Below are 24,291 nucleotides of genomic sequence, written 5' to 3'. Positions count from 1 at the left end.
AGAAGATCTAGGTAACGGACCTGACCGGGTGCCTTGCGCGCCATCTCTCCACTCTCCGTTCGGTGGCACGCGTCCGCACCCTGGAGATGGACGTCTGACCACGCGCTCCCGAACGGCGAGCACCTGACCGCCCGGCTGCTCTCCGCGCTGGCCGCCAAGCCCGAGGTGTGGGGCAAGACCGTCTTCATCCTCAACTACGACGAGCACGGCGGCTTCATCGACCACCTGCTGCCCCCGGTGCCGCCGCTGGCCGCCGGGCGCGGCAAGTCCACCGTGCCGGTGGACGGCGAGGTGGTGGTCCGGGTCAGCAGGGGCAGCTCCAGCTACCACCGGGTGGTCGGCCAGGACGGCCGGTACCGGGTGAAGGCCGCCGACGGCTCGCTCACCTGGTCCGACATCCTGCCCGCAGGCGAGACCGTGGTCTCGGGCCCGTACCCGATGGGCCTGGGCGTGCGGGTGCCGATGGTGGTCGTCTCGCCGTGGACCCGGGGCGGCGTGGTGGACTCCACCGTCTACGACCACACCTCGGTGATCCGCTTCCTGGAGCAGCGCTTCGGCGTCGCCGAGCCGAACATCAGCCCCTGGCGGCGGGCCGTCACCGGTGACCTGACGTCGGTCTTCGACTTCTCCGGCCGCGACCCGGTCTGGCCGCAGCTGCCCGACACCAGCGGCAACCGGCAGAAGGTCACCGACACCGGCAAGCTACCCGCCCCGAAGGTGCCCAGCCCGCAGACCCTGCCGAAGCAGCAGACCGGCACCAGGACCGCCCGGCCGACCCCGTACGCGCTCCAGCTCAGGCCCAAGGTGCACAAGGGCCAGTTGACCCTGGACCTGGCCAACCACGGCAAGCAGGGTGCGGTGTTCGCCGCCTACCCCGCGCCCGGCACACCGCCCCGGCACTACACGGTGGGGGCGAAGCAGAAGCTCGCCGACAGTTGGCAGATCGGGCCTGAGGGGTACGACCTGCGGGTGCACGGCCCGAACGGCGCGCTCTGGCACCTGCGCGGCGACGCCGCCGGGGCGTACGAGGTGGAGCTGGAGGCGGAGTCCGGGGCCGAGCGGGTGCTGGAGTTCCAGCTGATCAACCGTTCGAAGAGCCCGCAGGTCTTCCTGGTCGGCGACCTGGCGTACGGCGGCGGGGTACAGGAGGTTCGGATCACCGGCCAGGACTCCCGGCCGGTCCGGGTCCCGGTCGGCCGCGAGGGCTGGTACGACCTGGCGGTCTCGGTGCAGGACGACCTGACGTTCCGTCGGCGCTACGCCGGGCGGATGCCCGGGCAGGAACAGGGCGTGACCGACCCCGCGATGGGCCTGGCCGACGCGCTCACCCTGGACGTGGCGCTCGGCGCGGCCTCGACCACCATCGACGAGGCGATCCTGATCCCGGGCAAGACCGCCCGGGTGACCGCGCGGTTCACCGCCGCCGCCGCGCTGGCGGGCATCGAGGCCCAGCCGGTGCTGCCGCCGGGCTGGACCGCCACGGTGGTCACCGCGCCGCCGGCCGGTCTGGCCGAGGGGGCCACCGCGACCGCCGAGTGGGAGCTGCAGCCGCCCGCCGTGCTGCCGGACGGTGCCGCCCACCGCATCCTGGTGTCGGCACCGTCTCCGGCTGGACCGGGCAGGCCCCGCAGGGCTGGTCGGTGGTCAACGCGGCGGGCATGCCGCAGGGCACCGCCCGGCTGCAGGGCTGGACCTTCCACACCAAGCGGGCCTGGTCCGTACCGGCCGGGCAGGACCGGGGCGCCTTCACCCGGGGCCTGGGCATCCTGGCCGTGGCCGACCCGGACGACTGGGACGACACCGGCGCGCCGTCCGGCAAGGGCCGCTTCGACTCCACCCTGGTCTCCCCGGCGGTGGCGATCCCGGCCGGGGTGGGCACGCTGCACTTGGGCTTCGACTCGCACTACCGGCAGGAGGCTCCGCAGAAGGCCGCCGTCACGGCCGTCTTCGACACCGGCCAGGAGACCCGGGTGGTGTTCTACAGCTCCGACGCGACGGGCAACGACAACGCGGGCAAGGACGTCCAGAACTCCTTCGTGACCCGGCAGTTCGCCGTCCCGGCGGGCGCGTCCTCGGTGACGCTGAAGTTCCGGATGTACGACGCGGGCAACAACTGGTTCTGGGCGGTCGACCACGTCCGCCTGGACAGCTCGCCGATCAAGGGCTGACCGGCTCTCAGGCCCGTGTGCGAGGATGATCGGCCCGGCGCATCGCCGGGCCGATCATCGTTGTGGGAGACCAGGTGACCACCGTATCGACCCCGCCCGGGACTGCCGGGATCTCGCGGAAGCTGCTCGGGATCGAGCTGCTGGTGGTGCTCGGGCTGTCGTTCGGGATGAGCGGTTTCGGCGCGCTGATCAGCTTCCTGGGATCGGTCACCGAGCCCGCGCAGCTGGCCAAGCAGGTGGCCACCCTGAACGGCTCGCGCGCGCCCGGCCGCCCGTGGCTGGACCTGGCCTGGCAGTTGTACTACATCCTGCGCGGCCTGATGCCGGTCGCCCTGGTCGGCTACCTGCTGGTGCGCGAGGGCGTCTCGCTGCGGGTGCTCGGCTTCGACCTCCGGCAGAAGTGGCGCGACCTGGGCCGGGGCACGGCGGTGGCGGCCGCGATCGGCGGCACCGGCCTGCTGTTCTACCTGGCCTCGCAGGCGGCCGGGGTCAACCTGACCGTCGCCCCGTCCGGCCTGCCGGACGTCTGGTGGCGGGTGCCGGTGCTGATCTGCTCGGCCTGGGAGAACTCGATCGCCGAAGAGGTGATCGTGCTCGGCTTCCTGCTCCGGCGGCTCGGGCAGCTCGGCTGGAGCTGGCCCGCGATCGTGGTCACCAGCTCGGTGCTGCGCGGCTCGTACCACCTCTACCAGGGCATCGGCGGGCTGATCGGCAACATGGTGATGGGCGTGGTGTTCTGCCTGCTCTACCGCCGCTGGGGCCGGGTGATGCCGCTGGTGGTGGCGCACGCCCTGATCGACACGGTGGCCTTCGTGGGGTACGCGCTGCTGGCGGGGCACGTGAGCTGGCTGCCGACCGGCTGACGGGTGGTCAGGCGCACTTCTGCCCGAACCGTCCGATGACGGGAGGCCGTTGCAGCAGGCGGTCGACGTGATGGCGCTGCAGGCCCTGCCCCGGGTCGACCGGCAGCAGCAACCGGTCCCGGCGCAGCAGTGAGCGGCGCAGCAGGCTGCCCGGGATCACGTCGTCCACCCAGGCGAACGGGCGGCCGTCGGCGTACCGGAGCAGCGGGGCCCACTTGTGCGCGGCGATCAGGTCGAGCACCGGGACCTTCGGGTCGTCCGGCTGTGGCACGTACCCGGAGAACCGGACCACCGGCAGCCGGGGCAGGCCGAGCGCCGGGGCGATGTGGACGTTGGCGTGGTCCTCCCACGTGGTGGCCCAGCAGAGCTCGTACGTCTCGGCCAGCTCGCGCAGCCAGACGGCGTGCCGGGCCGAGAGCAGCACCGCGTAGCCGAGCAGAGTGTGCGAGTCGAAGCCCGCGTCGGGGTGCGGACAGACCGGATTGAGGACTCCGTCGACGTCCAGGAACAGCAGCGGCTTTGGCACTTGGCTCCCCCCAAGATGGCACCGTTGTCACATGGTCGGACGAACGAATCGGGGGGACGGTTGCCTGGTGTCACCCGGAAGTGACGGTTTCCCGTTCCGGTACGACGTCCGGGGCGGCCCGGCGGAGGCGGCGGACCTGGGGTTCGGCCAGCACCAGCAGCGCGAGCAGGGCGATCAGCGCCGCGCAGGTCCAGAGCGCGCCCTCCATGCCGAGGAGCAGGGCGACCGGGCCCGCCGCGGCGGTGCCGAGCGGCATCAGGCCGATCGAGCCGAAGTGGTCGTAGGCGGCGACCCGGGAGAACAGCTCGGGCGGTATCTCCTGCTGGAGCGCGACCATCCAGTTGACGCCGAAGACGGTGATGCCGGCCCCGCTCAGGAACATCGCGACCGAGAGCACCGGCAGTGAGGTCCCGGCGGCGAGTGCGACGGCGGGCAGGGCGAACAGGAAGACCCCGTAGTTGCCGACCAGCAGGATCCGCTGCGGCTGCCAACGGACCATCAGCGGACCGGCCGCCAGCAGCCCGAGGCCGAAGGCGGCCAGCGCCAGGCCCCAGGCGTCCGCCCCGCCGAGCCGCTCCTTGGCGACCACCGGGCCGTACACCGACTCGACCGCGCCGAGCGCCGCCATCAGCACGCTGAACTGGAGCACCACCACCCAGAGCCAGCGGCGGCCGGTGAACTCCCGCCAGCCCTCCCGGAGATCGGCCAGCAGACCGCCGCCGTCGGCCTGACGCACCGGGGCGTCCAGGTCGAGCAGCAGCCGCAGGGCGGCGGCGCCCAGGAAGGTGCCGGCGTCGATGGCCAGCACCCAGCCCGGGCCGACCGCCGCGACCAGCGCGCCGCCGAGGGCCGCGCCGCCGATCTGGGCACCGTTCAGCGCCATCCGGAAGACCGCGAAGGCCCGGGCGGAGTGCTCCTTGGCCACCGACTCCATGATCATGCCCTCGGCGGCCGGGGCGTAGAACGCGAAGCCGACACCGCCGGCCGCGGAGAGCAGCAGCAGGTGCCAGAGGCCCGCCTCGCCGGTCAGCACCAGGACGGCCAGCACCGCCTGGGAGAGCGAGCTGAACAGGTTGGCGGCGACCATCACATGGTGTCGGGGGAGCCGGTCGGCCAGCGCGCCGCCGAGCAGGAGCAGCAGCACCATCGGGACGATCCGGGCGGCCGTCACATAGCCGACCTCGGTGACCGTGCCGCCGAGCGCGAGCACGGCGAACGCGGTGGCGATCGGCGCACCCGAGGTGCCGATGCCGCTGATCACGGTGGCGGCGGTCTGGACCCGGTAGTTCCGGCCGGCCCAGGGGAAGCGGGTGCTGTTCATCCGGCGACTATCGCCGGACCGGCGGACGGTGTCATCCGATTATCAGGACAGAGCCCGCCGCTCTGGCCTGATGACGTTCGGTCAGCCCATCTCCTCGAGGCTCCGGCCTTTGGTCTCCTTGATGCAGTACGCCACGAAGGGGATGGAGAGCAGGGCGAAGGCCGTGTAGATGACGTAGGTCGCGGAGAGGTTCCAGTCCGAGAGGCTCGGGAAGCTGACGGTGATCGCCCAGTTGGCGATCCACTGGGCCGAGGCCGCCACCGAGAGGGCCAGCGCGCGGATCTTGTTGGGGAACATCTCGCCCAGCAGGACCCAGACCACCACGCCCCAGGAGAAGGCGAAGCAGAACACGAAGACGTGCGCGGCGACCAGCGCGACGGTGGCGTGGGTGTCGTCCAGGGTGGCGGTGTCGCCGGTGCCCTGCCGGTAGGAGAACGCCCAGGCGGCGGTGGCCAGCGCGGCGGCCATGCCGATCGAGCCGGCCAGCGCCAGCGGCTTGCGGCCGATCCGGTCGACCAGGGCGATCGCGATCACGGTGCCGACCACGTTGACGATCGAGGTGGAGAGGCTGATCAGCAGCGAGTTGGACTCGTCGATGCCGACCGACTGCCAGAGGAAGGAGGAGTAGTAGAAGATCACGTTGATGCCGACGAACTGCTGGAAGACCGAGGCGCCGATGCCGATCCAGACGATCGGCAGCAGGCCGAAGCGGCCGCCCAGCAGGTCCTTCAGCCGGGGCTTGTGCGAGGTGTCCAGCACGGCGCGGATCTCGGCCACCCGGGCGTCCAGGTCGACACCCTCGCCCTCGACCTCGAGCAGCACCTTGCGGGCCTGCTCCTCCTGGCGGTCGGCGATCAGGAAGCGCGGCGACTCGGGGATGGCCAGTGCCATCAGGCCGTACACCAGGGCCGGGATCGCCTCCACGCCGAGCATCCACTGCCAGGCCTGGATGCCGCCGAGGTGGCCGTTGGAGGAGCCGCCGGCCGCCTCGTTCAGCGCCCAGTTGGCGAGCTGGGAGACGGTGATGCCGAGCACGATGGCGAGCTGCTGGAAGGAGGCCAGCCGGCCGCGGTAGGCGGTCGGGGCGACCTCGGCGATGTAGGTCGGGGCGATCACCGAGGCGATGCCGATCGCGATGCCGCCGATCACCCGCCAGAAGCCCAGCACCTCGATGCTGGGCGGGAACATCGAGCCGACGCCGCTGATCGCGAACAGGGTCGCGGCCAGCAGCATCGTCCTGACCCGGCCCAGGTGGTCGGCCAGCCGCCCGGCCAGCACCGCGCCGAGCGCCGAGCCGAGCAGTGCGATCGCCACCACGAAGGCGGTCTCGCCGTTGCCGACGCCGAAGTGGTTCTGAATACCCGTCACCGCACCGTTGATCACGGCACTGTCGTAGCCGAACAGGAAGCCACCCATGGCGGCGGCCGCCGAGATGAAGACCACGTGGCCCAGGTGGGCCTGATCGGCCGACTGGACCGGAGAGCCGGTGGACACGACGCGCTCCTGAGGTTCGACGGCCCACCAGCGCGGCCGATTGGACAGGGAATGTCCCTTATTTCACCAGCCGGCCGCGCAAAAAGCGTGTTCTGTCGTTGATCTGACTAAATGTCGTATCCGGCGATGGCGGCTGGGGCTGGGTCAGCCCAGTGGGCAGCCCGCCCGCTGGGCGTTGCGCCGCAGCAGCTGCGCCCTGGCCCCCGCGTCCCGCCCGGTGCCGCGCTCGGCCAGCCGGTCGGCGAAGCCCGCCTGCTGCTCGACCGGCTTCTTGTCGTCGTACTTGAACTTGGCGTCCACCCGGTCGATGGTCAGCCGCAGCCCCCGGATGCCGGACAGCAGGCTCCCGTACGGCTCCTGACCCGGCGTCACCGGCGAGCTGCCCGGCCAGTCGGGCTCGAAGTGGGCGAGCTGGCGGTTCAGGATGTCGGCCTTGCCGGCCGCGTCCTCGACCGCCTCGGCGGTGCAGGAGAAGTGCACCGAGGCGTAGTAGCTGGTCGGCACGTACGGCTCGGCGCGCCAGGCCCCGGCGGCGAAGGCGTAGTCGTCGGTGACCGCCAGGGTGACCTTCGGGTCGGCGCGGATCGCGGCCCAGAACGGGTTGGGGGCGCCGAGGTGCAGCACGATCTCGTCGCCGGCCAGCAGGAAGTGGGTCGGCACCAGGACCGGCCCCCGGCCGTCGGAGCCGTTGGCGGCCAGCAGCCCGAAGTCGCGGCCGTCCGCGAGCCAGTGGCGCCACTCCTGCTCGCTGCCGCGGTCCCAGGATCTGATCAGCACAGCGAGCTCCTCAGCTCCGGAAGTCCTGCAGGTGGGCGGGCAGGGTGACGGTGGTGGAGACGTCCGGCTCGGGGGTGCCGTGCACGGTGCGGACCGGGATCACGCCGGCCCAGTACGGCAGGCCGAGGTCCTCCTCGTCGTCGTCCGCGCCGTCCGCCCGGGTCTTCGCGGAGACCTCGTCGAGCACCAGCCGGACCACGGCGGTCTTGGCCAGCTCCTTGGCGTTCGGCCGGCGGACCTCGCCCGAGCGGCCTGGGATGCTGTGGTCGACCAGGGCGTCCAGGGCCACCGCCAGCTCCTCGGGGTCGGTGACCTGCTGGGCGATGCCGTGGGCCACCACCGAGCGGAAGTTGACGGAGTGGTTGAAGGCGGACTTGGTCAGCACCAGGCCGTCGACCAGAGTGACGGTGACGCAGACCGGCATGCCCTGGTCCGCTGCGCCGCGCATCGGGCGGCTGCCGGTGGAGCCGTGCACGTAGAGGCGGTCGCCGACCCGGGCGAAGATGGTGGGGAGCACCACCGGGGCGCCGTCGGCGACGAAGCCGAGGTGGCAGATGTAGGCCGCGTCCAGGATGGCGTGGATCGCGTCCTGCTCCCAGGTGGCCCGGTCCCGATAGCGGGTCGGGGTGGTTCGCTCGTTCCGGGTGTACGAAGCCGTGTCTGACATGACAACCTCTATGTACTAGTGCATACTCGTGTTTGTGCTAGGAGAATATCCGATCAAGGGTCGGCGTGCCAGTGAGATCGCCGCCGACATCGAACAGGCCGTCAGCTCGGGCAGGTTGCAGCCCGGGGCGGCGCTGCCGCCGCTGCGCGACCTGGCGGTCGAGCTCGGCGTCAACCCCAACACGGTGGCCGCCGCCTACCGGCTGCTGCGCGACCGGGGCGTGATCGAGACCGCCGGACGCAAGGGCAGCCGGGTGTTGCCCCGGCCGGTCACCAGCCCGCGCGACCAGATCCCGATCCCGGTCCCGGTCGGCGCCCGGAACCTCGCCGACGGCAACCCCGACCCGGCCCTGCTGCCCGCACTCACCCCCGCGCTGGCCCTCGCGGCCGCCGCCGGTGACGCGCACCCGGTGCTGTACGGGGACCCGGTCGCCGACCCCGGGCTGCTCGCCCTGGCCCGGGCCGGCTTCCTGGCCGACGGCGTGCCCGAGGGTGCGATCGCGGTCTGCTCCGGCGCCCTGGACACCATCGGACGGCTGCTCAACTCTGCGCTGAGGCCCGGCGATTCGGTGGCCGTGGAGGACCCGGGCTGGGGCAGCCTGCTGGACCAGCTGCCCGCGCTCGGGCTGCGCCCGGCCCCCGTCCGGCTCGACGACCAGGGTCCGCTGCCCGAGGCACTGGCCGCCGCGCTGACCGGCGGCGCCCGGGCCGTGGTGATCACCGTCCGGGCGCAGAACCCGACCGGCGCCGCCGTCACCCCCGCCCGGGCGGCCGAGCTGCGCAAGGTGCTGGCCCGGCACCCTGGCACGCTGGTGATCGAGGACGACCACGGGCACGGCATCGTGGACCAGCCCTACCAGGCGCTGGCCACCGCCGACACCCCGCACTGGGCGGTGGTCCGCTCGGCCGCCAAGGCATACGGGCCCGACCTGCGGGTCGCCGTGGTGACCGGGGACGAGACCACCATCGGGCGGGTGATGGGCCGTCAGCGGCTGGACAGCGGCTGGGTCAGCCTGCTGCTCCAGCGCACGGTGGCCGAACTCTGGCGCACCGACGCGGCCCCGGCCGACTCGGTGGCCGCGGTCTACCGGGCCCGGCGGGAGGCGGTGCTGGCCGCGCTGGCCGGGCACGGCATCACGGCGTACGGCGCGAGCGGCCTGAACGTCTGGGTGCCCGTCCCCGAGGAGTCCGGCGTGATCGCCGGGCTGGCGCAGCGGGGCTGGGTGGCTGCTCCCGGGGCCCGGTTCCGGCTGCAGTCGCCGCCCGCCGTCCGGCTGACGGTGGCCGCGCTGCCGGTCGAGCTGGCGTCGGCGCTGGCGGCCGACCTGGCGGCGGTGCTGCTCCCGGCCCGGGCGGGCTCCCGGCTGGGCTGAGGGCTGGGTCGGCGGGAGATTGTCGCGGGCGAACTGACATACCGGGTGTAGTCGGGCCATCACCCGACATAAGTCGTGGAAGAAACTCTGGTCGGATACCTAGCGGTAACAACGGTGGGCATGTCACATTCATCGCGCCACCGGCCGGCGGCTTACCCTCACCCGCGCCTCCCCACCCCACTCATCGGGAGGCCGTTCGCAGGAGTTTCGCCGTGCTCGAAAGCTGCCGAAGCGTCACCCGCGTCACCAGAAGAGCCGCCACCATGCTGGCCGCAGCAGTCCTGACCGCACCGTTGCTGGCCCTCGCCACCCCCGCCCAGGCCGCCACCGGACCGACCGCCAGCGTCACGCTGGGGGACAGCTACATCTCGGGCGAGGCCGGGCGCTGGAAGGGCAACAGCGTCGTCACCTCGGGGAGCCGGGCCGGTACCGACCGGGCCTGGACCGGCAGCGAGTACGACCCCAGCCGTGCCTACGGCACCAGTTACGCGAACGGGTGCGACCGTTCGGACTCGGCCGAGGTGCGCAGCGCGACCGGCATCGCCCAGACCCAGATCAACCTGGCCTGCTCGGGCGCCGTCTCGGCGAACGTCTTCCGGGCGAGCAACGGCGGCCAGTCCTACAAGGGCGAACTGCCGCAGGCCGACCAGCTCGCCGCCGTCGCGGCCGCCAACGACGTCAAGCTGATCACACTGTCGATCGGCGGCAACGACCTGGGATTCGCCGACGTGATCGAGACCTGCGTCAAGGACTATCTGATCTGGTACTCGTACTGCCACGACGACCAGCAGGAGGCGGTCGACTCCCGGATGCCCGCCGCGATGGCGGGCGTGGGCAAGTCGGTCGACGAGATCCGCGCGGTGATGACGGCTGCGGGCTACTCCTCCTCCTCGTACCGGATCGTGCTGCAGTCCTACCCCTCGCCGATCCCGCGCGGCGCGGACATGCGCTACTCCGAGAGCGGCTGGAGCCGTGCCGACACCGGTGGCTGCCCGTTCTGGAACGGTGACGCCGACTGGGCCCGGAGTTCGCTGGTCCCGCAGATCTCCGACGAGCTGGCCAAGGTGGCCAAGGCCAAGGGCGTCCAGTTCCTCGACCTGCGCGACATGCTGGCGGGCCGCGAGGTCTGCTCCAAGGCCACCAAGCAGGCCACCTCGACCACCGCCCCGAGCGCCACCACCAGCGAGTGGGCCCGCTTCGTGGACGCCGGCCTGAGCGCCTCGCAGGGCGACACCCGCGAGTCCATGCACCCGAACTACTACGGCCAGCTCGCCCTCGGCCGCTGCCTCACCCTGCTCTGGGTCAAGCCCACCGGCGACCAGTCCTGCCGCAACACGGCCGGCCAGGACGCCACCGGGATGTACCTGACGGCTCGTTAGGCACACACGCACCGGCGCTCCCCTCCTGGTCGGACGGGAGCGCCGGTGTTCGGGCGGGGGCTCAGCCCTTGGCCAGTAGGGCCTGGGCGTGTTCGCGGACCTGGTCCCTGGTGAGGTAGGCGTCGGTGTACTCGAAGTCGCGCAGCCGGGCGGGCTGCCGGGCCAGGAAGCCGGTGCGGACGAAGTCGTCGCCGGCGGTGGCGTTCAGCAGCCAGTTGGCGCCGACCCGGAACTTCGCGGCGTTGGTCCGCATCGCCATCATGTGGTAGCCGCGGGCCACCAACTGGGCGGGTACGCCCTTGAGTTCGATGCCGAGCGGCTTGGAGACGGCGTCCTTGCCGCCGAGGTCCACCACCAGGCCGAGGTCCTTGTGGAAGTACGGCTCCAGCGGCTGGTTGCGCAGCGTGGCCACCACGTTGTCGGCCACCGCCCTGCCCTGCCGGGCCGAGTGCTGGGCGGTCGGCGGGCAGACCGCGCCGTCGCCCTTGGCGAGGTCCGGTACGGCCGCCGCGTCGCCGAGTGCGTAGATGCCCTCGAACTGCGGGATCCGCATCTCGGCCGTCACCGCGACCCGGCCCCGGACGGTCTCCGCGTCCAGGGTGCCGATCAACGGGCTGGCCGCCACTCCGGCGGTCCAGATCAGCGTCCGGCTGGGCAGCACCCGGCCGTCGGTGAACTTGACCGTCTCGGCGCCGACTTCGGCCACCGAGACACCGAGTGAGACCTCCACGCCGCGGGCCCGGAGCACCTGGAGCGCGGTGGTGCCGAGCTTGTCGCCCAGCTCGGGCATCAGCTTCGGCGCGATGTCGATCAGGTGCCACTTGATCAGGCGGGGGTCCAGCCGGGGGTAGCGCTTGCTGGCGGCGGTGGTCAGGCGCTGGAGGCAGGCCGCCGTCTCGGTACCCGCGTAGCCGCCGCCGACCACCACGAACTGCAGTCGGGACTCCCGCTCGTGCTGGTCCAACGTGGCCGAGGCCAGGTCGAGTTGGGCGATCACGTGGTCGCGTACGTAGGTCGCCTCGGCCAGCGTCTTCATGCCGCGCGCGTAGTCGGTCAGCCCGGGGATGTCGAAGGTCCGGGTCACGCTGCCGGGGGCGAGCACCAGCTGGTCGTACCTCTCCGCCACCACCTCGTCGGTGATCTTGCGGACCACGCAGACCTTGGAGCGCGGGTCCACCCCGATCGCGCCGCCCGGCAGGATGTGGGTGCGGCGCAGCGTGCGGCGCAGCGAGATCGCCACCGACTGCGGGGTGAGCACCCCGGCGGCGACGTGCGGCAGCAGCGGCAGGTAGAGCTGGTAGTTGAACGGCGTGACCAGGGTGATCTCCGCCTCGGAGGGGGCGAGCTTGCGCTCCAGTCGGCGCGCGCACTCCAGACCGGCGAAACCGCCGCCGACGATCAGGATTCGAGGTCGTGCCATCGTCCATCCCTTACCTGTGCTGGGGTCGAGCCGTCCTTCGAACACGGGGGGCAACTGTTCGCCACCCTCGCACGGGGTGTGACGGTCTGCCACCGGACCGCTGGGGCTAGGGTGGCGGGGTGCTCCACGAGGTGACGGCGGTCCGGTATGTGACGCCACTCAGAGAAGGCGGCTCGATGCCGGGCCTGGTCGAGGCCGACGACCATCGGCTGTACGTGCTCAAGTGGTCGGGCGCGGCCCAGGGCCGGAAGGCGCTGGTGGCCGAGGTGCTGGCCGGGGAGCTGGGGCGCGGGCTCGGGCTGCCGGTGCCGGAGCTGGTCCGGCTGGACCTGGACCCGGTGCTGGCGCGGAGCGAGCCCGAGGTGCAGATCCAGGAGCAGATCCGGGCCAGCGGTGGGGTGAACCTCGGGATGGCGTTCGTCAGCGGGGCGCTCAACTTCGACCCGCTCTGCTTCGAGGTGGACCCCGGACTGGCCGGGCGGGTGCTCTGGTTCGACGCGCTGATCGGCAACGTGGACCGCTCCTGGCGCAACCCCAACCTGCTGGTCGCCACCGGCGGCCTGCGGCTGATCGACCACGGCGCCAGCCTGATCTTCCATCACCACTGGGCGGGCGCGGCGAACTGGGTGAGCAGGCCGTACGACGCCGCCGACCACGCGCTGCTGCGCGCCGAGCCGGACCTGAAGGCGGCGGACGAGGCACTCGCCCCGCTGGCCGGTGCGGCGCTGGCGAAGGCGGTGGCGGCGTGAGCGGCGGGCTGCACGACTACGAGTACGCGGTGATCCGGGCGGTGCCCCGGGTCGAGCGCGGCGAGTGCATCAACATCGGGGTGCTGCTGTACTGCCGGCAGAGTGCCCACCTGGCGGCCAGGACGCACCTGGACCAGGCCAGGCTGCTGGCGCTGGACCCGGTGGCGGACGTGGCCGGGGTGCGCCGCGCGCTGTACGGGATCGAGGCGGTCTGCACCGGGGGCAGCCAGGCCGGTCCGGCGGCGGGGGACAGCCCCGGGCAGCGGTTCCGCTGGCTGACCGCGCCGCGCAGCGCGGTGGTCCAGCCGGGGCCGGTGCACACCGGGCTGACCGCCGACCCGGAGGCCGAGCTGCGCCGGCTGTTCGAGCAGCTGGTGCTCTGACCGGGTGGCCGGACGACCCTTGACAAGGTCGAAACTGGAGTAACTGAAGCACCTGTGCGTACCCTGATCCACATGGGCACCACCACCCCTCCCTCCACGGCCGACCTGATGGAGGCCGTCGCCGCAGTCGGCGCCGCCTACTTCCAGGACTTCGCGGCCGCCGCCGCCCGGCACGGGCTGAGCTCGTCGCAGGCCAAGGCGCTCAAGGCCGTCCAGGAGCCGGTCCCGATGCGGGCGCTGGCCGGGCGGCTCGGCTGCGACGCCTCGAACGTCACCGGCATCGTCGACCGGCTCGAAGGCCTCGGCCTGGCCCACCGCGAGGCCGCCCCGGGCGACCGGCGGGTGAAGATCGTGACCATCACCGACCCTGGCCGCCAGGTGCTGGACCGGGTCCGGGACGACATGGCGAGGGCGCACCGCGCGTTCGGCTCGCTCTCGGCCGAGCAGCGGGTCGCGCTGGAGGGTCTGTGCCGGCAGGTCCTGCCACTGCTCACCGCCTGACGGTCGGTCAGCCGGACTGTCACAGATCTGTGACAGCGGTGGCAGAGTTGTGACAGAGCGCGGTGTGGATCACCCGTACGGCCGCTGTGCGTGGACATAGTGTTCGACCATGCCAGCGAAGCGTTCGATAATCCACGCCGGAAAGAACGGCGCGAAGTTCCTCGGGTTCAGCACTCTGGCCGGCGTGCTGCTGGCCGGGGTCGCCCTGCCGACGGCCGGCGCTCTCGGGCTCTCCGTGAAGAACGGCGTGGAGAGCTTCGAGAACGTCCCGGACGACTTCAAGACCCCGCCGCTGAACCAGGCCACCAACATCTACGACGCCGAGGGCGGCCTGATCGCCACGGTGTACGGACGCTACCGCCGGATCCTGACCATCGAGGAGATGGGCACCCTGATCCGCCAGGCGCAGGTGGACATCGAGGACGCCCGCTTCTACGAGCACGGCGCCGTCGACCCCAAGGGCGTGCTGCGGGCGATCGGCAAGAACGCCGGGAGCGGCGCCGCCGTGCAGGGCGCCTCGACCCTGACCCAGCAGTACGTGAAGAACGTCCACGTGGAGCAGGCCGGTGACGACACCGCGGCCGTACTGGACGCCCAGCGCAAGACACTGGGCCGCAAGATCCAGGAACTCAGGTACGCCATCAGGCTGGAAGAGGAGCTGACGAAGGATCAGATCCTCACCAACTACCTGAACATCACCTACTACGGCAACCAGGCGTACGGCGTCGAGGCCGCCGCCCAGCGCTACTTCGGCAAGAGCGCCAAGGAGTTGACCGTCCCCGAGGCGGCGACGCTGGCCGGCCTGGTGCAGAATCCCACCCAGTACGACCCCAAGCTCCATCCGCAGGCCGCTCAGAGGCGGCGCGACGTGGTGCTCGACAAGATGCTGGAGCACGGGCACCTCTCGGCGGCGCAGGCCGCCGAGGCCAAGGCCGCCCCGCTGGGCCTGCGGTACCAGGCACCGCGCAACGGGTGCATCACCGCCGTGGCGGGGACGGGTTTCTTCTGCGACTACGTGCGCCAAGTGGTCCTGCGGGACCCGGCGTTCGGCAGCTCCGCCGCCGAGCGCCAGCGGCTCTGGGACCTCGGCGGCCTCAACATCCGCACCACGCTGGACCCGAAGAAGCAGGCTGCGGCCCAGCACGCGGTGAGCAGCAAGGTCAAGGTCACCGACACGGTCTCGGCGGCCGCCACCATGGTGGAACCGGGTACCGGCAAGATCCTCGCGATGGCCCAGACCCGCCCGTTCGGCATCGACAAGTCGAAGAACGAGACCATGGTCAACCTGAACGTGGACGCTGCGATGGGCGGCGGCGGCGGCTTCCAGCCCGGCTCGACGTTCAAGCCGGTGGTGGCGGCGGCCGCCCTGGAAGCCGGGCTGCCGCCGACCCAGGCGTACTCCTCTCCGAACCAGATGGACTGGCCCACCATGCGGACCTGCGAAGGCACCTGGAAGAACGCCAACAAGGGGAAGAAGGAGGGCAGCGTCCCCAACGAGTCGGCGAGCGAGAAGGGCCCGTACGAGTTGAAGGAGGCGATGGCACGCTCCGTCAACACCTACTTCGTGCAGATGGAGCAGGAGATCGGCCTCTGCGCGGTCAAGCAGATGGCCAACAAGCTGGGCATCGGCGCCAGGGCGAGCGGCGCGCCGCTGACCGAGGTGCCGGCCATGGGCCTGGGCACCCAGGAGCTGTCGCCGCTCACCATGGCCAACGCCTACGCGACCTTCGCCGCGCGCGGCACGTACTGCGCGCCGCTGGCGATCAGCTCGGTCACCACGGTCGAGGGCAAGGCGCTGCCGGTGCCGGAGCAGAAGTGCGGCCCGGCGATGTCGGAGTCCACCGCCGACGTCCTCAACACCGTGCTGCTCGGCGTCACCGAGAACGGCGGCGTCGGCACCGGCCACAACCTCGGCCTCGACGGCGGCCGGCAGATCGCGGGCAAGACCGGCACCACCGACCAGAAGAAGGCCGCCTGGTTCACCGGCTACACACCGAACCTGGCCACCTCGGTCTGGCTCGGCGGCCCGACCGGCGGGGTGTCGATGCGGGACATCTCGATCGGTGGCGTCGACTACGACGAGGTGTTCGGTGCGAACGGTCCTGGACCGATCTGGCAGCTGGCGATGAACCGGGCGCTGACGGGGGTGCCCGAGCAGGAGTTCAGGACCGTGCACATCCCGGACCCGGCGCCGAAGAAGGACCCGGGTGCCTCGCCGGGGGCGTCGCCGAGTGGTTCGGCGAGCAGCACCGCCAGGCCGTGACCGCGTCAGCTGCCGAGCCGGGTCGGGGTGGGCTGACCTCGACTGTTAGGCTTGCGCAGCGTGAGCGCGAAGCCCCAGATCCCCAATGTCCTGGCCTCCCGGTACGCTTCGGCGACCCTGGCCCAGCTGTGGTCCCCCGAGCACAAGGTGGTCCTCGAGCGCCACCTGTGGCTCGCCGTCCTGAAGGCTCAGCAGGACCTCGGCATCGAGGTGCCGGCCGATGCGGTGGCCGACTACGAGCGGGTGATCGACCAGGTCGACCTCGGCTCGATCGCCGCCCGTGAGCGGGTCACCCGGCACGACGTCAAGGCCCGGATCGAGGAGTTCAGCGAGCTCGCCGGTCACGAGCAGATCCACAAGGGCATGACCTCCCGGGACCTCACCGAGAACGTCGAGCAGCTGCAGATCCGGCAGTCCCTGGAGCACGTCCGGGACCGTACGGTCGCGGTGCTGGTCCGCCTCGGGAAGCTCTCCGCCCAGTACGGCGACCTGGTGATGGCCGGCCGTTCGCACAACGTCGCCGCCCAGGCCACCACGCTGGGCAAGCGCTTCGCGACCGTGGCCGACGAGCTGCTGGTCGCGTTCGCCCGGCTGGAGGAGCTGATCGCCCGGTACCCGCTGCGCGGGATCAAGGGCCCGGTCGGCACCGCCCAGGACATGCTGGACCTGCTCGGCGGCGACGCCGACAAGCTGGCCGAGCTGGAGCAGCGGGTGGCCGGTCACCTCGGCTTCGAGAACGTCTTCACCAGCGTCGGCCAGGTCTACCCGCGCTCGCTGGACTTCGAGGTCACCACCGCCCTGGTGCAGCTCTCGGCCGCGCCGTCCAGCCTGGCCAAGACGATCCGTCTGATGGCCGGTCACGAGCTGGTGACCGAGGGCTTCAAGGCCGGTCAGGTCGGCTCCTCGGCGATGCCGCACAAGATGAACACCCGGTCGTGTGAGCGGGTGAACGGCCTTGCCGTGATCCTGCGCGGCTACGCCTCGATGACCGCCGAGCTGGGCGGCGACCAGTGGAACGAGGGCGACGTCTCCTGCTCGGTGGTGCGCCGGGTCGCGCTGCCGGACGCGTTCTTCGCCTTCGACGGTCTGCTGGAGACCTTCCTGACCGTGCTCGACGAGTTCGGCGCCTTCCCGGCCGTGATCGAGGCCGAGCTGGACCGCTACCTGCCGTTCCTGGCCACCACCAAGGTCCTGATGGGCGCGGTGCGGGCCGGTGTCGGCCGGGAGGTCGCGCACGAGGTGATCAAGGAGCACGCGGTCGGCTCCGCGCTGGCCATGCGTGAGGGTGCCAAGGAGAACGAGCTGCTGGCCCGRCTGGCCGCCGACGAGCGGATCCCGCTCGACCGGGCCGGACTGGACGCGCTGCTCGCCGACCGGCTCTCCTTCACCGGCGCGGCCGGTGCCCAGGTCGCCGAGATCGTCCGCCGCATCGAGGCCGTGGCCGCCGCCCACCCGGCCGCCGCGAAGTACACCCCGGGTGACATTCTCTGATCCGGCGTCAGTAGCACGACCGTGCCGCGGCCCGTCTCCGGACGGGTCGCGGCACTGCCGTCAGGGGGCATGGTCCGGCGGGGCCTGGTCCATCGGCGGGGCGGTGCCGTCGCAGTACCACTCGCAGGTGGGTTCGGCGACGGGGTGGTCGGGGGCGAGGGCGGTGCGCGGGATGGTGAGCAGCGAGACCAGTGCCCCCAGGCCGAGCAGGCCGGCGCAGGCCAGCATCGAGGTGTGGAAGGCGTGGTCGACCTGGACCGGGTCGAGGTAGGCGTCGCCGGTGAGACCGGCCAGGGCGGGGAGGGCGGCCACGGCGAGCAGGCCCGCGGCGCGGGCGGCGGCGTTGTTGACGCCGCTGGCGATACCGGCGTGCCGGACCTCGACGGCGGCCAGCACGGTGGCGGTGAGCGGGGCGACCAGCAGGGTCATGCCGCAGCCGAGCACGGTGGCGGCGGGCAGCACGTCGGTCCAGTACGAGGCCCCGGGGCCGACCCGGAGCAGCAGCAGGACACCGGCCGCGCAGATCAACGGGCCCAGGCAGAGCGGGATCCGGGGCCCGACCCGGTGCCCGAACCGGCCCGCCCGGCCGGAGAAGGCGAGCATCAGCAGCGTGATCGGCAGCAGTGCGATGCCGGCGGTCAGCGGGGCGAAGCCCGAGACGGTCTGCAGCTGCACCATCAGCAGCAGGAAGATCCCGCTGAACGCCGCGTACACGCAGAGCGTGACCAGGTTGACGGCCGAGAACAGCCGGGACGAGAAGAGCGAGAGCGGCATCATCGGCTCGGCGCTGCGCCGCTCCACCAGGACGAAGGCCACGCCCAGCAGCAGGCCGGCCGCGCCGTAGAGCAGGGACAGGCCGTGCAGCCCGGCGGTCAGCGCGTAGGTGATGCCGGCCAGCGACAGGGCGGCGAGGACGGCGCCGGTCACGTCGAACCGGCCGGTGGCGGCCTCGTCGCGGCTCTCCGGGACATGACGGACCGTCACGGCGGTGACCAGGGCGGCCAGCGGCAGGTTGAGCAGGAAGACCCAGCGCCAGCCCGGGCCCTCGACCAGCCAGCCGCCGAGGAAGGGGCCGGCGGCCGCGCCGACGCCGCCGAGTCCGGACCAGACGCCGACCGCGCCGGAGCGGTCGTCCGGGTGGAACGAGGCCTGCAGCATGGCCAGCGAACCGGGCGTCAGGAGGGCGCCGCCGACGCCCTGGAGAGCCCGCGCGGCGATCAGCAGCTCGACGTTCGGCGTGAAGGCGCAGAGTGCGGAGGCCAGCGCGAACCAGCCGACGCCGATCAGGAAGACCCGGCGGCGGCCGTAGCGGTCGCCGAGTGAGCCGCCGAGCAGGATCAGCCCGGCCAGGGTGAGCAGGTAGGCGTTGACCGTCCACTGCAGCTGGGCCATCGTGGCGCCCAGGTCGGCGCCGATGGTCGGGAGCGCGACGTTCACCACCGTGCCGTCGAGCATCGCCATGCCCGAGCCGAGTGCGGTCGCCGCGAGCACCCAGCGGCCACGGGCGGTGCCGAGCCTGAGTTCGACCGGTGTTTCGGTGTCCACGCCCTGATCCTCCGCTGTCGGCGGGGCTTCTGCCAGTTCCCGGTGGCAGGCTCCCGCCCCTGCCGCTGACGGTGTTCAGACAACGAAGCTGGGGGCCTCCCGACCCCCACTTCGGAGGAACCTGATGAAGCGTCAACTTACCCGGTGGACCACGCTCGCGGCGGGTGCCCTGCTCGCGACCGGCACCATGGTGCTGCCCGCCCAGGCGGGGGAGGTCACCCCGAGCGTGGTCGGTGGCACCCGGGCCGCGCAGGGCGAGTTCCCGTTCATGGTCCGGCTCTCGATGGGCTGCGGAGGCGCGCTGCTCACCAAGCAGATCGTGCTGACCGCCGCGCACTGTGTCGGCGCCAGCGGGAACACCACCAGCATCACCGCGACCATGGGCGTGGTGGACCTGAACAGCGGCAGCGCGATCAAGATCAGGTCCAGCAAGGTCTACCGGGCGCCCGGTTTCACCGGCGCCGAGAACGGCAAGGACTGGGCCCTGATCAAGCTCGCCTCGCCGGTCACCAGCACCGCCGTGACCACGCTGCCGATCGCGGGCAGCACCGCCTACGACAGCGGCACCTTCACGATCGCTGGCTGGGGCGCCGCCACCGAGGGCGGCGGCCAGCAGCGGTACCTGCTGAAGGCGGCGGTCCCGTTCGTCAGCGACGCGAGCTGTGCCTCGGCCTACCCCGGTCTGGTCACCGGTGCCTCGCTCTGCGCGGGCAACCTGGCCAACGGCGGGGTGGACACCTGCCAGGGCGACTCGGGTGGCCCGATGTTCCGCCGGGACTCCGCGAACAACTGGATCCAGGTCGGCATCACCAGCTGGGGCGAGGGCTGCGCGCGGCCCGGCCTGCCCGGGGTGTACACCCAGGTGAGCACGTACGCCGCAGCGATCACGGCGGCGGCCGCGACGCTCTGACCCGGTGGTCGGTACGGCCCCTCCGCGATCGAGGCGGAGGGGCCGTCACCTGTTGTGCCGGGACAGCCAGTGTTCGGACGCTGGCGACCCGGTTCTTCGACGCCCTCCGCGAGGGCGACGTGCTCGGCCTGCAGGAGCTGCTCGCGTCCGGCCCAGACGTGCGCACCGGCCAGCCGGGCCGTCACCAGGGCGCGGTAGTGCTGCTGTTCGAGCGGTAGCCGGGTCAGCGCCTCGTCCAGGCCGGTGGTGGCCAGCCGGGCGTGGGCGCGCCGGCCGGTCCGGACGGCCAGGTCGCGGTGGCAGGTGCCGTGCACCAGCAGCAGGCGGGTCCTGGCCTCGGCGGTCGGCTCGGCCTCGGTCAGCCGGGCGGCCTCCGCCAGGGCCCGCTCGGCCTCCCGGTGGTCGGCGGCCAGCGCGTGGCCCCGAGCCCTGGCCAGCAGTGCACGGGCCTGGGCGGCGGGCCCGCCGGCCCGGACCGCCTGCTCGAACGAGGCCTCGGCGGAGCCGACTGCGGCGGCGGAGTGCCCGCAGGCCCAGTGCACCGCGCTCTGCCGGGCCAGCAGCAGCGCCATCCCCGCCGGGTCGCCCGCGGCGGCGGCCCACTCCCGGCCGCAGTCGTACCAGGCGAGGGCGCGGCCGTACTCCAGGCGGTCGAACCGGGCCCAGCCCGCGAGTTCGGCGTAGCGGGCGGCGAGCGAGCCGAGCCGGGCCCGTTCGGCCGAGGGGGCGGTGCGCTGCTGACGGGCCGCCAGCCGGGTGTGCTGCTCCAGGACGTCCACCAGGGCGTGGCCGCCGACTGCGTGAGCGGCGGTGCGGTAGGCGGTCAGCAGCTGCTCCAGGGCGTCCGGGCCCGGGGCGGCGGTGACCGGCCGGCCGTACTGGGCCAGTCGGCGGCGCTCGCGCTCCACCTGTGGCCAGAGTGCGGTCAACTCGCCTGCGGTCTCCAGGAGTTCATCGAGCCGCTCGGCCATTCCGGCCGGTGGCCAGCGCCGGGTGTTCTCCACCCGGCTGATGTGCGAGTCGTCGTAGCCGAGCAGTCGGCCGAGCTCGGCCTGGCTGAGCCCGCGGAGCAGGCGCCAGTGGCGTAACCGGGCGCCGAAGTCGGAGCGGGCCGTGGCGGTCGGCTGTAGATCGAGGGACACGGGACCTCCGGTGGGGGGTGTCCACACCGAGGGAAGGGGTGTCCAGCGGGTGGACGGACTGGTCGGAGCCTCGCAAGGATTTGTCATGGACAGGTATCCCCGGGATGCCGAGAACGTCAAACCGACACGGCTGGGCCGACGGTCCGTCAGGGCCCGTACGCCGTACGCTGCCAGGGACGGGAGAGGACGGTGTGCAGGGATGGGCGTACCAGGCCCGGACTGGGCGGTGCTGGCCCCGCACTGGCAGCCCGAGCACCGGTCGGCCGAGCAGGACGCGGCCGCCGAGGCGGAACTCACGGCCCTGCGGACCACCGCCGAGCGGGTCGCGGGCGGCGGCATCCGAGCCGCCGTGCTCGGCGTCAACGACGGCCTGGTGACCAACCTCTGCCTGATCCTCGGGGTCGCGGGCGCCTCGGTGGAGGCCGGTACGGTCCGCCTCTCCGGGCTGGCCAGCCTGGTCGCGGGCGCGCTCTCGATGGCGGCCGGGGAGTGGGTCTCGGTGCGCAGCCAGGCGGAGGTCGCGGAAGGCATGGAGCGATCGCTGCACCAGGCCTGGGAGTTGTCGCCGCCGGTGGTGCTGGCGCAGCTGACGAAGAGTCTGCGCGAACGCGGCCTGGACCGGGAGACCGCCGTCCGGGCCAGCCGGGGTGTGGTGACCTCCGGGCGGGAGGCCTCGGCGACCAGCACCCGGATCCTGTTCGGAGTGAGTGCGCACGACGTCGGGTCGCCGGTGGTGGCGGCGGTCTCCTCGCTGCTGCTGTTCGCGCTCGGGGCGCTGCTGCCGCTGCTGCCCTGGTTCTTCGCCGACGGGCACGCGGCGGTGGTCGGCTCGGTGGTGCTCACGGCGGTCGCGTCACTGGCGGTCGGCGGGGCGCTCGGGTACGGCTCCGGGCGGGGCGTGCTGCGGCTGGCGGGGCGTCAGCTGCTGATCGTCGCGGTGGCCTCGGCGGTCACCTACGGGCTGGGGGCGGTGGCGGGGAGCTCGGTGCTCTGACGGCTGGTCAGGTGGTGAACCGCTCGCGCAGGGTGGTCAGCGTCGCGTCGTCGAGGCCGAGTGCGGTCCGGGCGTACTTCTCGGGGTCGCCCCACCCGTCGGCGAGGGTCTCCAGTGCGGCCGCGAGGTAGCCGGGCCGGACGGTGAGCAGTGCCTCGGTGATCGCGGGGTCGCCGCCCGCGTCGGTGAAGGCGGTGACCACCGGTGCGAAGGCGGCCCGGACGGCCGGGTTCACGGCCAGGTACTCGTCCTGGACGGTGGCCGGGTCGGCGCCGAGCAGGAGCAGCAGGAGGGCCGCGCCCCAGCCGGTGCGGTCCTTGCCGGCGGTGCAGTGGAAGAGCAACGGGTCGGTGGTGTGGGCGAGTTCGGTGAGCAGCAGGCGGTACGCCGCCCGGCCGGAGGCGCTGGCGACGAAGGCCCGGTAGTCGGAGATCAGCGCCTGCTCGGCGCGGCCGTCGCCGAGCATCAGGTTGGCGGCGGCCGGATCGGTCATCACGGTGCCGAGCTTGGAGGCGGCCCCGGCGCTCATCGCGTCGGCGAGCACGTCCGCCACGATCAGGTCGGTGGCGGGAGGGAGCCGGTCGGGCCGGGCGCTGCGTTCGGCCGCGGTGCGCAGGTCGACCACGGTGCGGACGCCGAGCGCGGCGAACGCCGGGTCGGTGGCGGGGGCGAGCCGGTCGAGCTGTCCGGAGCGGAATGCCAGCCCGGACCTGACGGTCCGTCCGCCGGGCAGCGGGACGCCGCCCAGATCGCGGAGGTTGGCGACGGTGGTGGCCTCGACGGGCAGCGAGTACGGCATGGCGGGCGCTCCTCCGGGCGGTCGGTCGGCTGGGTTTGCTGTCGACATTAGGCGGTGGGCGTGCGGGGCGCGCGGGGGCGCACTGGGGCATTGGTGGGGCGTGATCGACGGCGTTCCTGGCGGTGCGTCGAGCGCGGGCGGCAGGGTGGGCGGCGTAGGCAGTCGGCGGTTGAGAGGGGTTCGGGATGGCGGCGAAGGTACTGATCGTCACGGGGGACGCGGCGGAGTCGCTGGAGGTGCTCTACCCCTACCAGCGGCTGCTGGAGGAGGGGTACGAGGTGGTGCTGGCGGCCCCGACGAAGAAGACCCTGCAGTTCGTGGTGCACGACTTCGTGCCGGGCTTCGACACGTACACCGAGAAGGCCGGCTACTGCTGGCCCGCCGACGTGGCCTTCGCCGACGTCGACCCGGCCGAGTACGTGGCGCTGGTGATCCCCGGCGGCCGGGCGCCCGAGTACCTGCGCAACGACCCGGAGGCGCGGCGGATCGTGGCGCACTTCTTCGAGCTGGACAAGCCGGTCGCGCAGATCTGCCACGGCCCGCTGCTCAGCCTGCCGGGCGGCGCGCTGACGGGTCGTCGGACGGCCGCCTACCCCGCGCTCGAGCTGGACGTGGTGGCGGGCGGAGCCACGTACGAGGACGGTGACGCGGTGGTCGACGGCGTGCTGGTCTCGGCCCGGGCCTGGCCGGACCACCCGGGCTGGATGCGGGCGTTCGTGGAGATCCTGCGGAAGAAGGCTCCGGCCAACTGACGGGCCGGACGGCGCGGTGGGCGGTGGCGCGCGGGCGCGGCCGCCCACCGGCGTGTCGGCCGTGTCCCGTGGTGCGGCGGCTGTACGGCGGCGTTAGCGTCGGGGGCATGCATGTGGTGATCGCTGGTGGGCATGGCAGGATCGCGCTTCGGCTGGAGCAGCTGCTCGCCGAGCGCGGTGATTCGGTGGAGGGGCTGGTCCGGTCGGCCGGGCAGCTCGACGACCTGGCCCGGGTGGGCGCCCGGGGAGTGGTGTGCGATCTGGAGACGGTCTCCCTGGAGGACCTGGCGGGCGGCCTCAGCGGCGTGGACGCGGTGGTCTTCGCGGCCGGTGCCGGCCCGGGAAGCGGCAGCACCCGCAAGGACTCGGTCGACCGGGGCGCGGCCGTAATGTTCGCCGACGCGGCCGAACTGGCCGGGGTGCCCAGGTATCTGATGATCAGCACGATGGGCATCGAGCGCGCCGGCGCGGCGGGAATGGACCAGGAGTTCACCGACTACCTGCGAGCCAAGGGGGCGGCGGAGGCCGACCTGCGGGCCCGCGAGATCGGTTGGACGATCCTGCGTCCTGGACCGCTGATGGACGAGCCGGGTAGTGGCTTCGTCCGGCTGGCCGTGCCGTCGCTGCCGTTCGCCCCGGTGCCGCGGGACGATGTCGCCCTGGTGCTCCGGGAGCTGCTGGACACCCCGGCGGCGGTCGGCCGGACGCTGGAGCTGACCGCCGGTGCGGAGCCGGTGGCCGAGGCGGTACGGGTGGCGCTGGCGGTGGGCTGACG

At 72.5% G+C, this 24,291-nt stretch carries 21 protein-coding genes and 2 pseudogenes; 14 read left to right on the top strand and 9 right to left on the bottom strand.

What is annotated here, in order from left to right:
* Positions 1–33 precede the first annotated feature (33 nt).
* The 3 genes from ASC99_RS23305 (at position 34) to ASC99_RS23295 (ending at position 3,031) form a co-directional block, all read left to right on the top strand.
* Positions 34–2,040 (top strand): alkaline phosphatase family protein, encoded by a 2,007-nt coding sequence (locus ASC99_RS23305; RefSeq protein ID WP_057235144.1) that lies wholly within the window; start codon positions 34–36, stop codon positions 2,038–2,040.
* Positions 1,971–2,168 (top strand): hypothetical protein, encoded by a 198-nt coding sequence (locus tag ASC99_RS23300; protein WP_157531694.1) that lies wholly within the window; start codon positions 1,971–1,973, stop codon positions 2,166–2,168. The genes ASC99_RS23305 and ASC99_RS23300 overlap by 70 nt, the downstream gene beginning before the upstream one ends.
* A 74-nt stretch (positions 2,169–2,242) precedes the next feature.
* Positions 2,243–3,031 carry a CPBP family intramembrane glutamic endopeptidase gene (locus ASC99_RS23295; RefSeq protein ID WP_235502576.1) on the top strand — a complete coding sequence of 263 codons (789 nt, stop codon included), beginning with the start codon at positions 2,243–2,245 and terminating at the stop codon, positions 3,029–3,031.
* Positions 3,032–3,038: 7 nt separating this feature from the next.
* Here ASC99_RS23295 and ASC99_RS23290 read toward each other — a convergent pair whose 3' ends face one another.
* From ASC99_RS23290 to ASC99_RS23270, 5 genes are all read right to left on the bottom strand, one after another.
* The gene (locus ASC99_RS23290; RefSeq protein WP_057235138.1) at positions 3,039–3,557 is read right to left on the bottom strand and encodes an HAD domain-containing protein; all 519 of its coding nucleotides are present in this window, start codon (positions 3,555–3,557) and stop codon (positions 3,039–3,041) included.
* 70 nt (positions 3,558–3,627) lie between these two features.
* Positions 3,628–4,878: an MFS transporter gene (locus ASC99_RS23285; RefSeq protein WP_057235136.1), complete on the bottom strand. Its 1,251-nt coding sequence runs from the start codon at positions 4,876–4,878 to the stop codon at positions 3,628–3,630.
* Positions 4,879–4,959: 81 nt separating this feature from the next.
* Positions 4,960–6,294 (bottom strand): sugar porter family MFS transporter, encoded by a 1,335-nt coding sequence (locus ASC99_RS23280; RefSeq protein ID WP_369824217.1) that lies wholly within the window; start codon positions 6,292–6,294, stop codon positions 4,960–4,962.
* 222 nt (positions 6,295–6,516) lie between these two features.
* Complete coding sequence (locus ASC99_RS23275; RefSeq protein WP_057235132.1) at positions 6,517–7,149, bottom strand: FMN-binding negative transcriptional regulator; 633 nt, start codon at positions 7,147–7,149, stop codon at positions 6,517–6,519.
* Between the two features lie 10 nt (positions 7,150–7,159).
* The gene (locus tag ASC99_RS23270) at positions 7,160–7,816 is read right to left on the bottom strand and encodes a pyridoxamine 5'-phosphate oxidase family protein (protein WP_057235130.1); all 657 of its coding nucleotides are present in this window, start codon (positions 7,814–7,816) and stop codon (positions 7,160–7,162) included.
* Positions 7,817–7,850: 34 nt separating this feature from the next.
* Here ASC99_RS23270 and ASC99_RS23265 point away from each other — a divergent pair, with 34 nt between their 5' ends.
* Positions 7,851–9,188 (top strand): aminotransferase class I/II-fold pyridoxal phosphate-dependent enzyme, encoded by a 1,338-nt coding sequence (locus ASC99_RS23265; protein ID WP_057235128.1) that lies wholly within the window; start codon positions 7,851–7,853, stop codon positions 9,186–9,188.
* A gap of 212 nt (positions 9,189–9,400) precedes the next feature.
* Positions 9,401–10,567 (top strand): GDSL-type esterase/lipase family protein, encoded by a 1,167-nt coding sequence (locus tag ASC99_RS23260; protein ID WP_235583100.1) that lies wholly within the window; start codon positions 9,401–9,403, stop codon positions 10,565–10,567.
* 61 nt (positions 10,568–10,628) lie between these two features.
* Here the strand turns inward: ASC99_RS23260 and ASC99_RS23255 are convergent, their stop codons facing one another.
* On the bottom strand, positions 10,629–11,987 hold the full coding sequence (locus ASC99_RS23255; RefSeq protein ID WP_057235123.1) for an NAD(P)/FAD-dependent oxidoreductase: 1,359 nt from the start codon (positions 11,985–11,987) through the stop codon (positions 10,629–10,631).
* 119 nt (positions 11,988–12,106) lie between these two features.
* Between ASC99_RS23255 and ASC99_RS23250 the strand changes: the two are divergent.
* The 5 genes and pseudogenes from ASC99_RS23250 to purB form a co-directional block, all read left to right on the top strand.
* Positions 12,107–12,733: pseudogene (locus ASC99_RS23250) on the top strand (HipA family kinase); the annotation flags it as partial.
* Positions 12,733–13,119: a DUF3037 domain-containing protein gene (locus tag ASC99_RS23245; protein WP_057235120.1), complete on the top strand. Its 387-nt coding sequence runs from the start codon at positions 12,733–12,735 to the stop codon at positions 13,117–13,119. The pseudogene ASC99_RS23250 and the gene ASC99_RS23245, both read left to right, overlap by 1 nt.
* 72 nt (positions 13,120–13,191) lie before the next feature.
* Positions 13,192–13,620, top strand: coding sequence for a MarR family winged helix-turn-helix transcriptional regulator (locus ASC99_RS23240; protein WP_057235197.1), 429 nt, complete (start codon positions 13,192–13,194; stop codon positions 13,618–13,620).
* A gap of 109 nt (positions 13,621–13,729) precedes the next feature.
* Entirely contained in the window at positions 13,730–15,883 is a 2,154-nt protein-coding gene (locus ASC99_RS23235; RefSeq protein WP_057235119.1) for a transglycosylase domain-containing protein, read from the top strand.
* Between the two features lie 51 nt (positions 15,884–15,934).
* The gene (purB, locus tag ASC99_RS23230) at positions 15,935–17,374 is read left to right on the top strand and encodes an adenylosuccinate lyase (RefSeq protein ID WP_200948387.1); all 1,440 of its coding nucleotides are present in this window, start codon (positions 15,935–15,937) and stop codon (positions 17,372–17,374) included.
* A gap of 60 nt (positions 17,375–17,434) precedes the next feature.
* On the opposite strand, the gene ASC99_RS23225 is transcribed toward purB, so the two are convergent.
* Positions 17,435–18,919 carry an MFS transporter gene (locus ASC99_RS23225; RefSeq protein WP_057235116.1) on the bottom strand — a complete coding sequence of 495 codons (1,485 nt, stop codon included), beginning with the start codon at positions 18,917–18,919 and terminating at the stop codon, positions 17,435–17,437.
* Positions 18,920–19,043: 124 nt separating this feature from the next.
* On the opposite strand from ASC99_RS23225, the gene ASC99_RS37595 reads away from it, so the two are divergent.
* Positions 19,044–19,829: a trypsin-like serine protease gene (locus tag ASC99_RS37595; RefSeq protein WP_057240990.1), complete on the top strand. Its 786-nt coding sequence runs from the start codon at positions 19,044–19,046 to the stop codon at positions 19,827–19,829.
* Positions 19,830–20,758: 929 nt separating this feature from the next.
* Here the strand turns inward: ASC99_RS37595 and ASC99_RS40965 are convergent.
* Positions 20,759–21,058: pseudogene (locus tag ASC99_RS40965) on the bottom strand (helix-turn-helix domain-containing protein); the annotation flags it as partial.
* Between the two features lie 112 nt (positions 21,059–21,170).
* Here ASC99_RS40965 and ASC99_RS23210 point away from each other — a divergent pair.
* Positions 21,171–21,965: a VIT1/CCC1 transporter family protein gene (locus tag ASC99_RS23210; protein ID WP_057235109.1), complete on the top strand. Its 795-nt coding sequence runs from the start codon at positions 21,171–21,173 to the stop codon at positions 21,963–21,965.
* A gap of 7 nt (positions 21,966–21,972) precedes the next feature.
* On the opposite strand, the gene ASC99_RS23205 is transcribed toward ASC99_RS23210, so the two are convergent.
* Positions 21,973–22,764 (bottom strand): tyrosine-protein phosphatase, encoded by a 792-nt coding sequence (locus ASC99_RS23205; RefSeq protein WP_057235107.1) that lies wholly within the window; start codon positions 22,762–22,764, stop codon positions 21,973–21,975.
* A 185-nt stretch (positions 22,765–22,949) separates the two neighbouring features.
* On the opposite strand from ASC99_RS23205, the gene ASC99_RS23200 reads away from it, so the two are divergent.
* The gene (locus ASC99_RS23200) at positions 22,950–23,516 is read left to right on the top strand and encodes a DJ-1/PfpI family protein (RefSeq protein ID WP_057235105.1); all 567 of its coding nucleotides are present in this window, start codon (positions 22,950–22,952) and stop codon (positions 23,514–23,516) included.
* A gap of 107 nt (positions 23,517–23,623) precedes the next feature.
* Positions 23,624–24,289 (top strand): SDR family oxidoreductase, encoded by a 666-nt coding sequence (locus ASC99_RS23195; RefSeq protein WP_057235104.1) that lies wholly within the window; start codon positions 23,624–23,626, stop codon positions 24,287–24,289.
* Positions 24,290–24,291 lie beyond the last annotated feature (2 nt).

Source organism: Kitasatospora sp. Root107 (assembly GCF_001424875.1).
Taxonomy (GTDB): domain Bacteria; phylum Actinomycetota; class Actinomycetes; order Streptomycetales; family Streptomycetaceae; genus Kitasatospora.
Note: the sequence above shows the minus strand (reverse complement) of the source record. Positions and strands in the feature narration are given on the sequence as shown.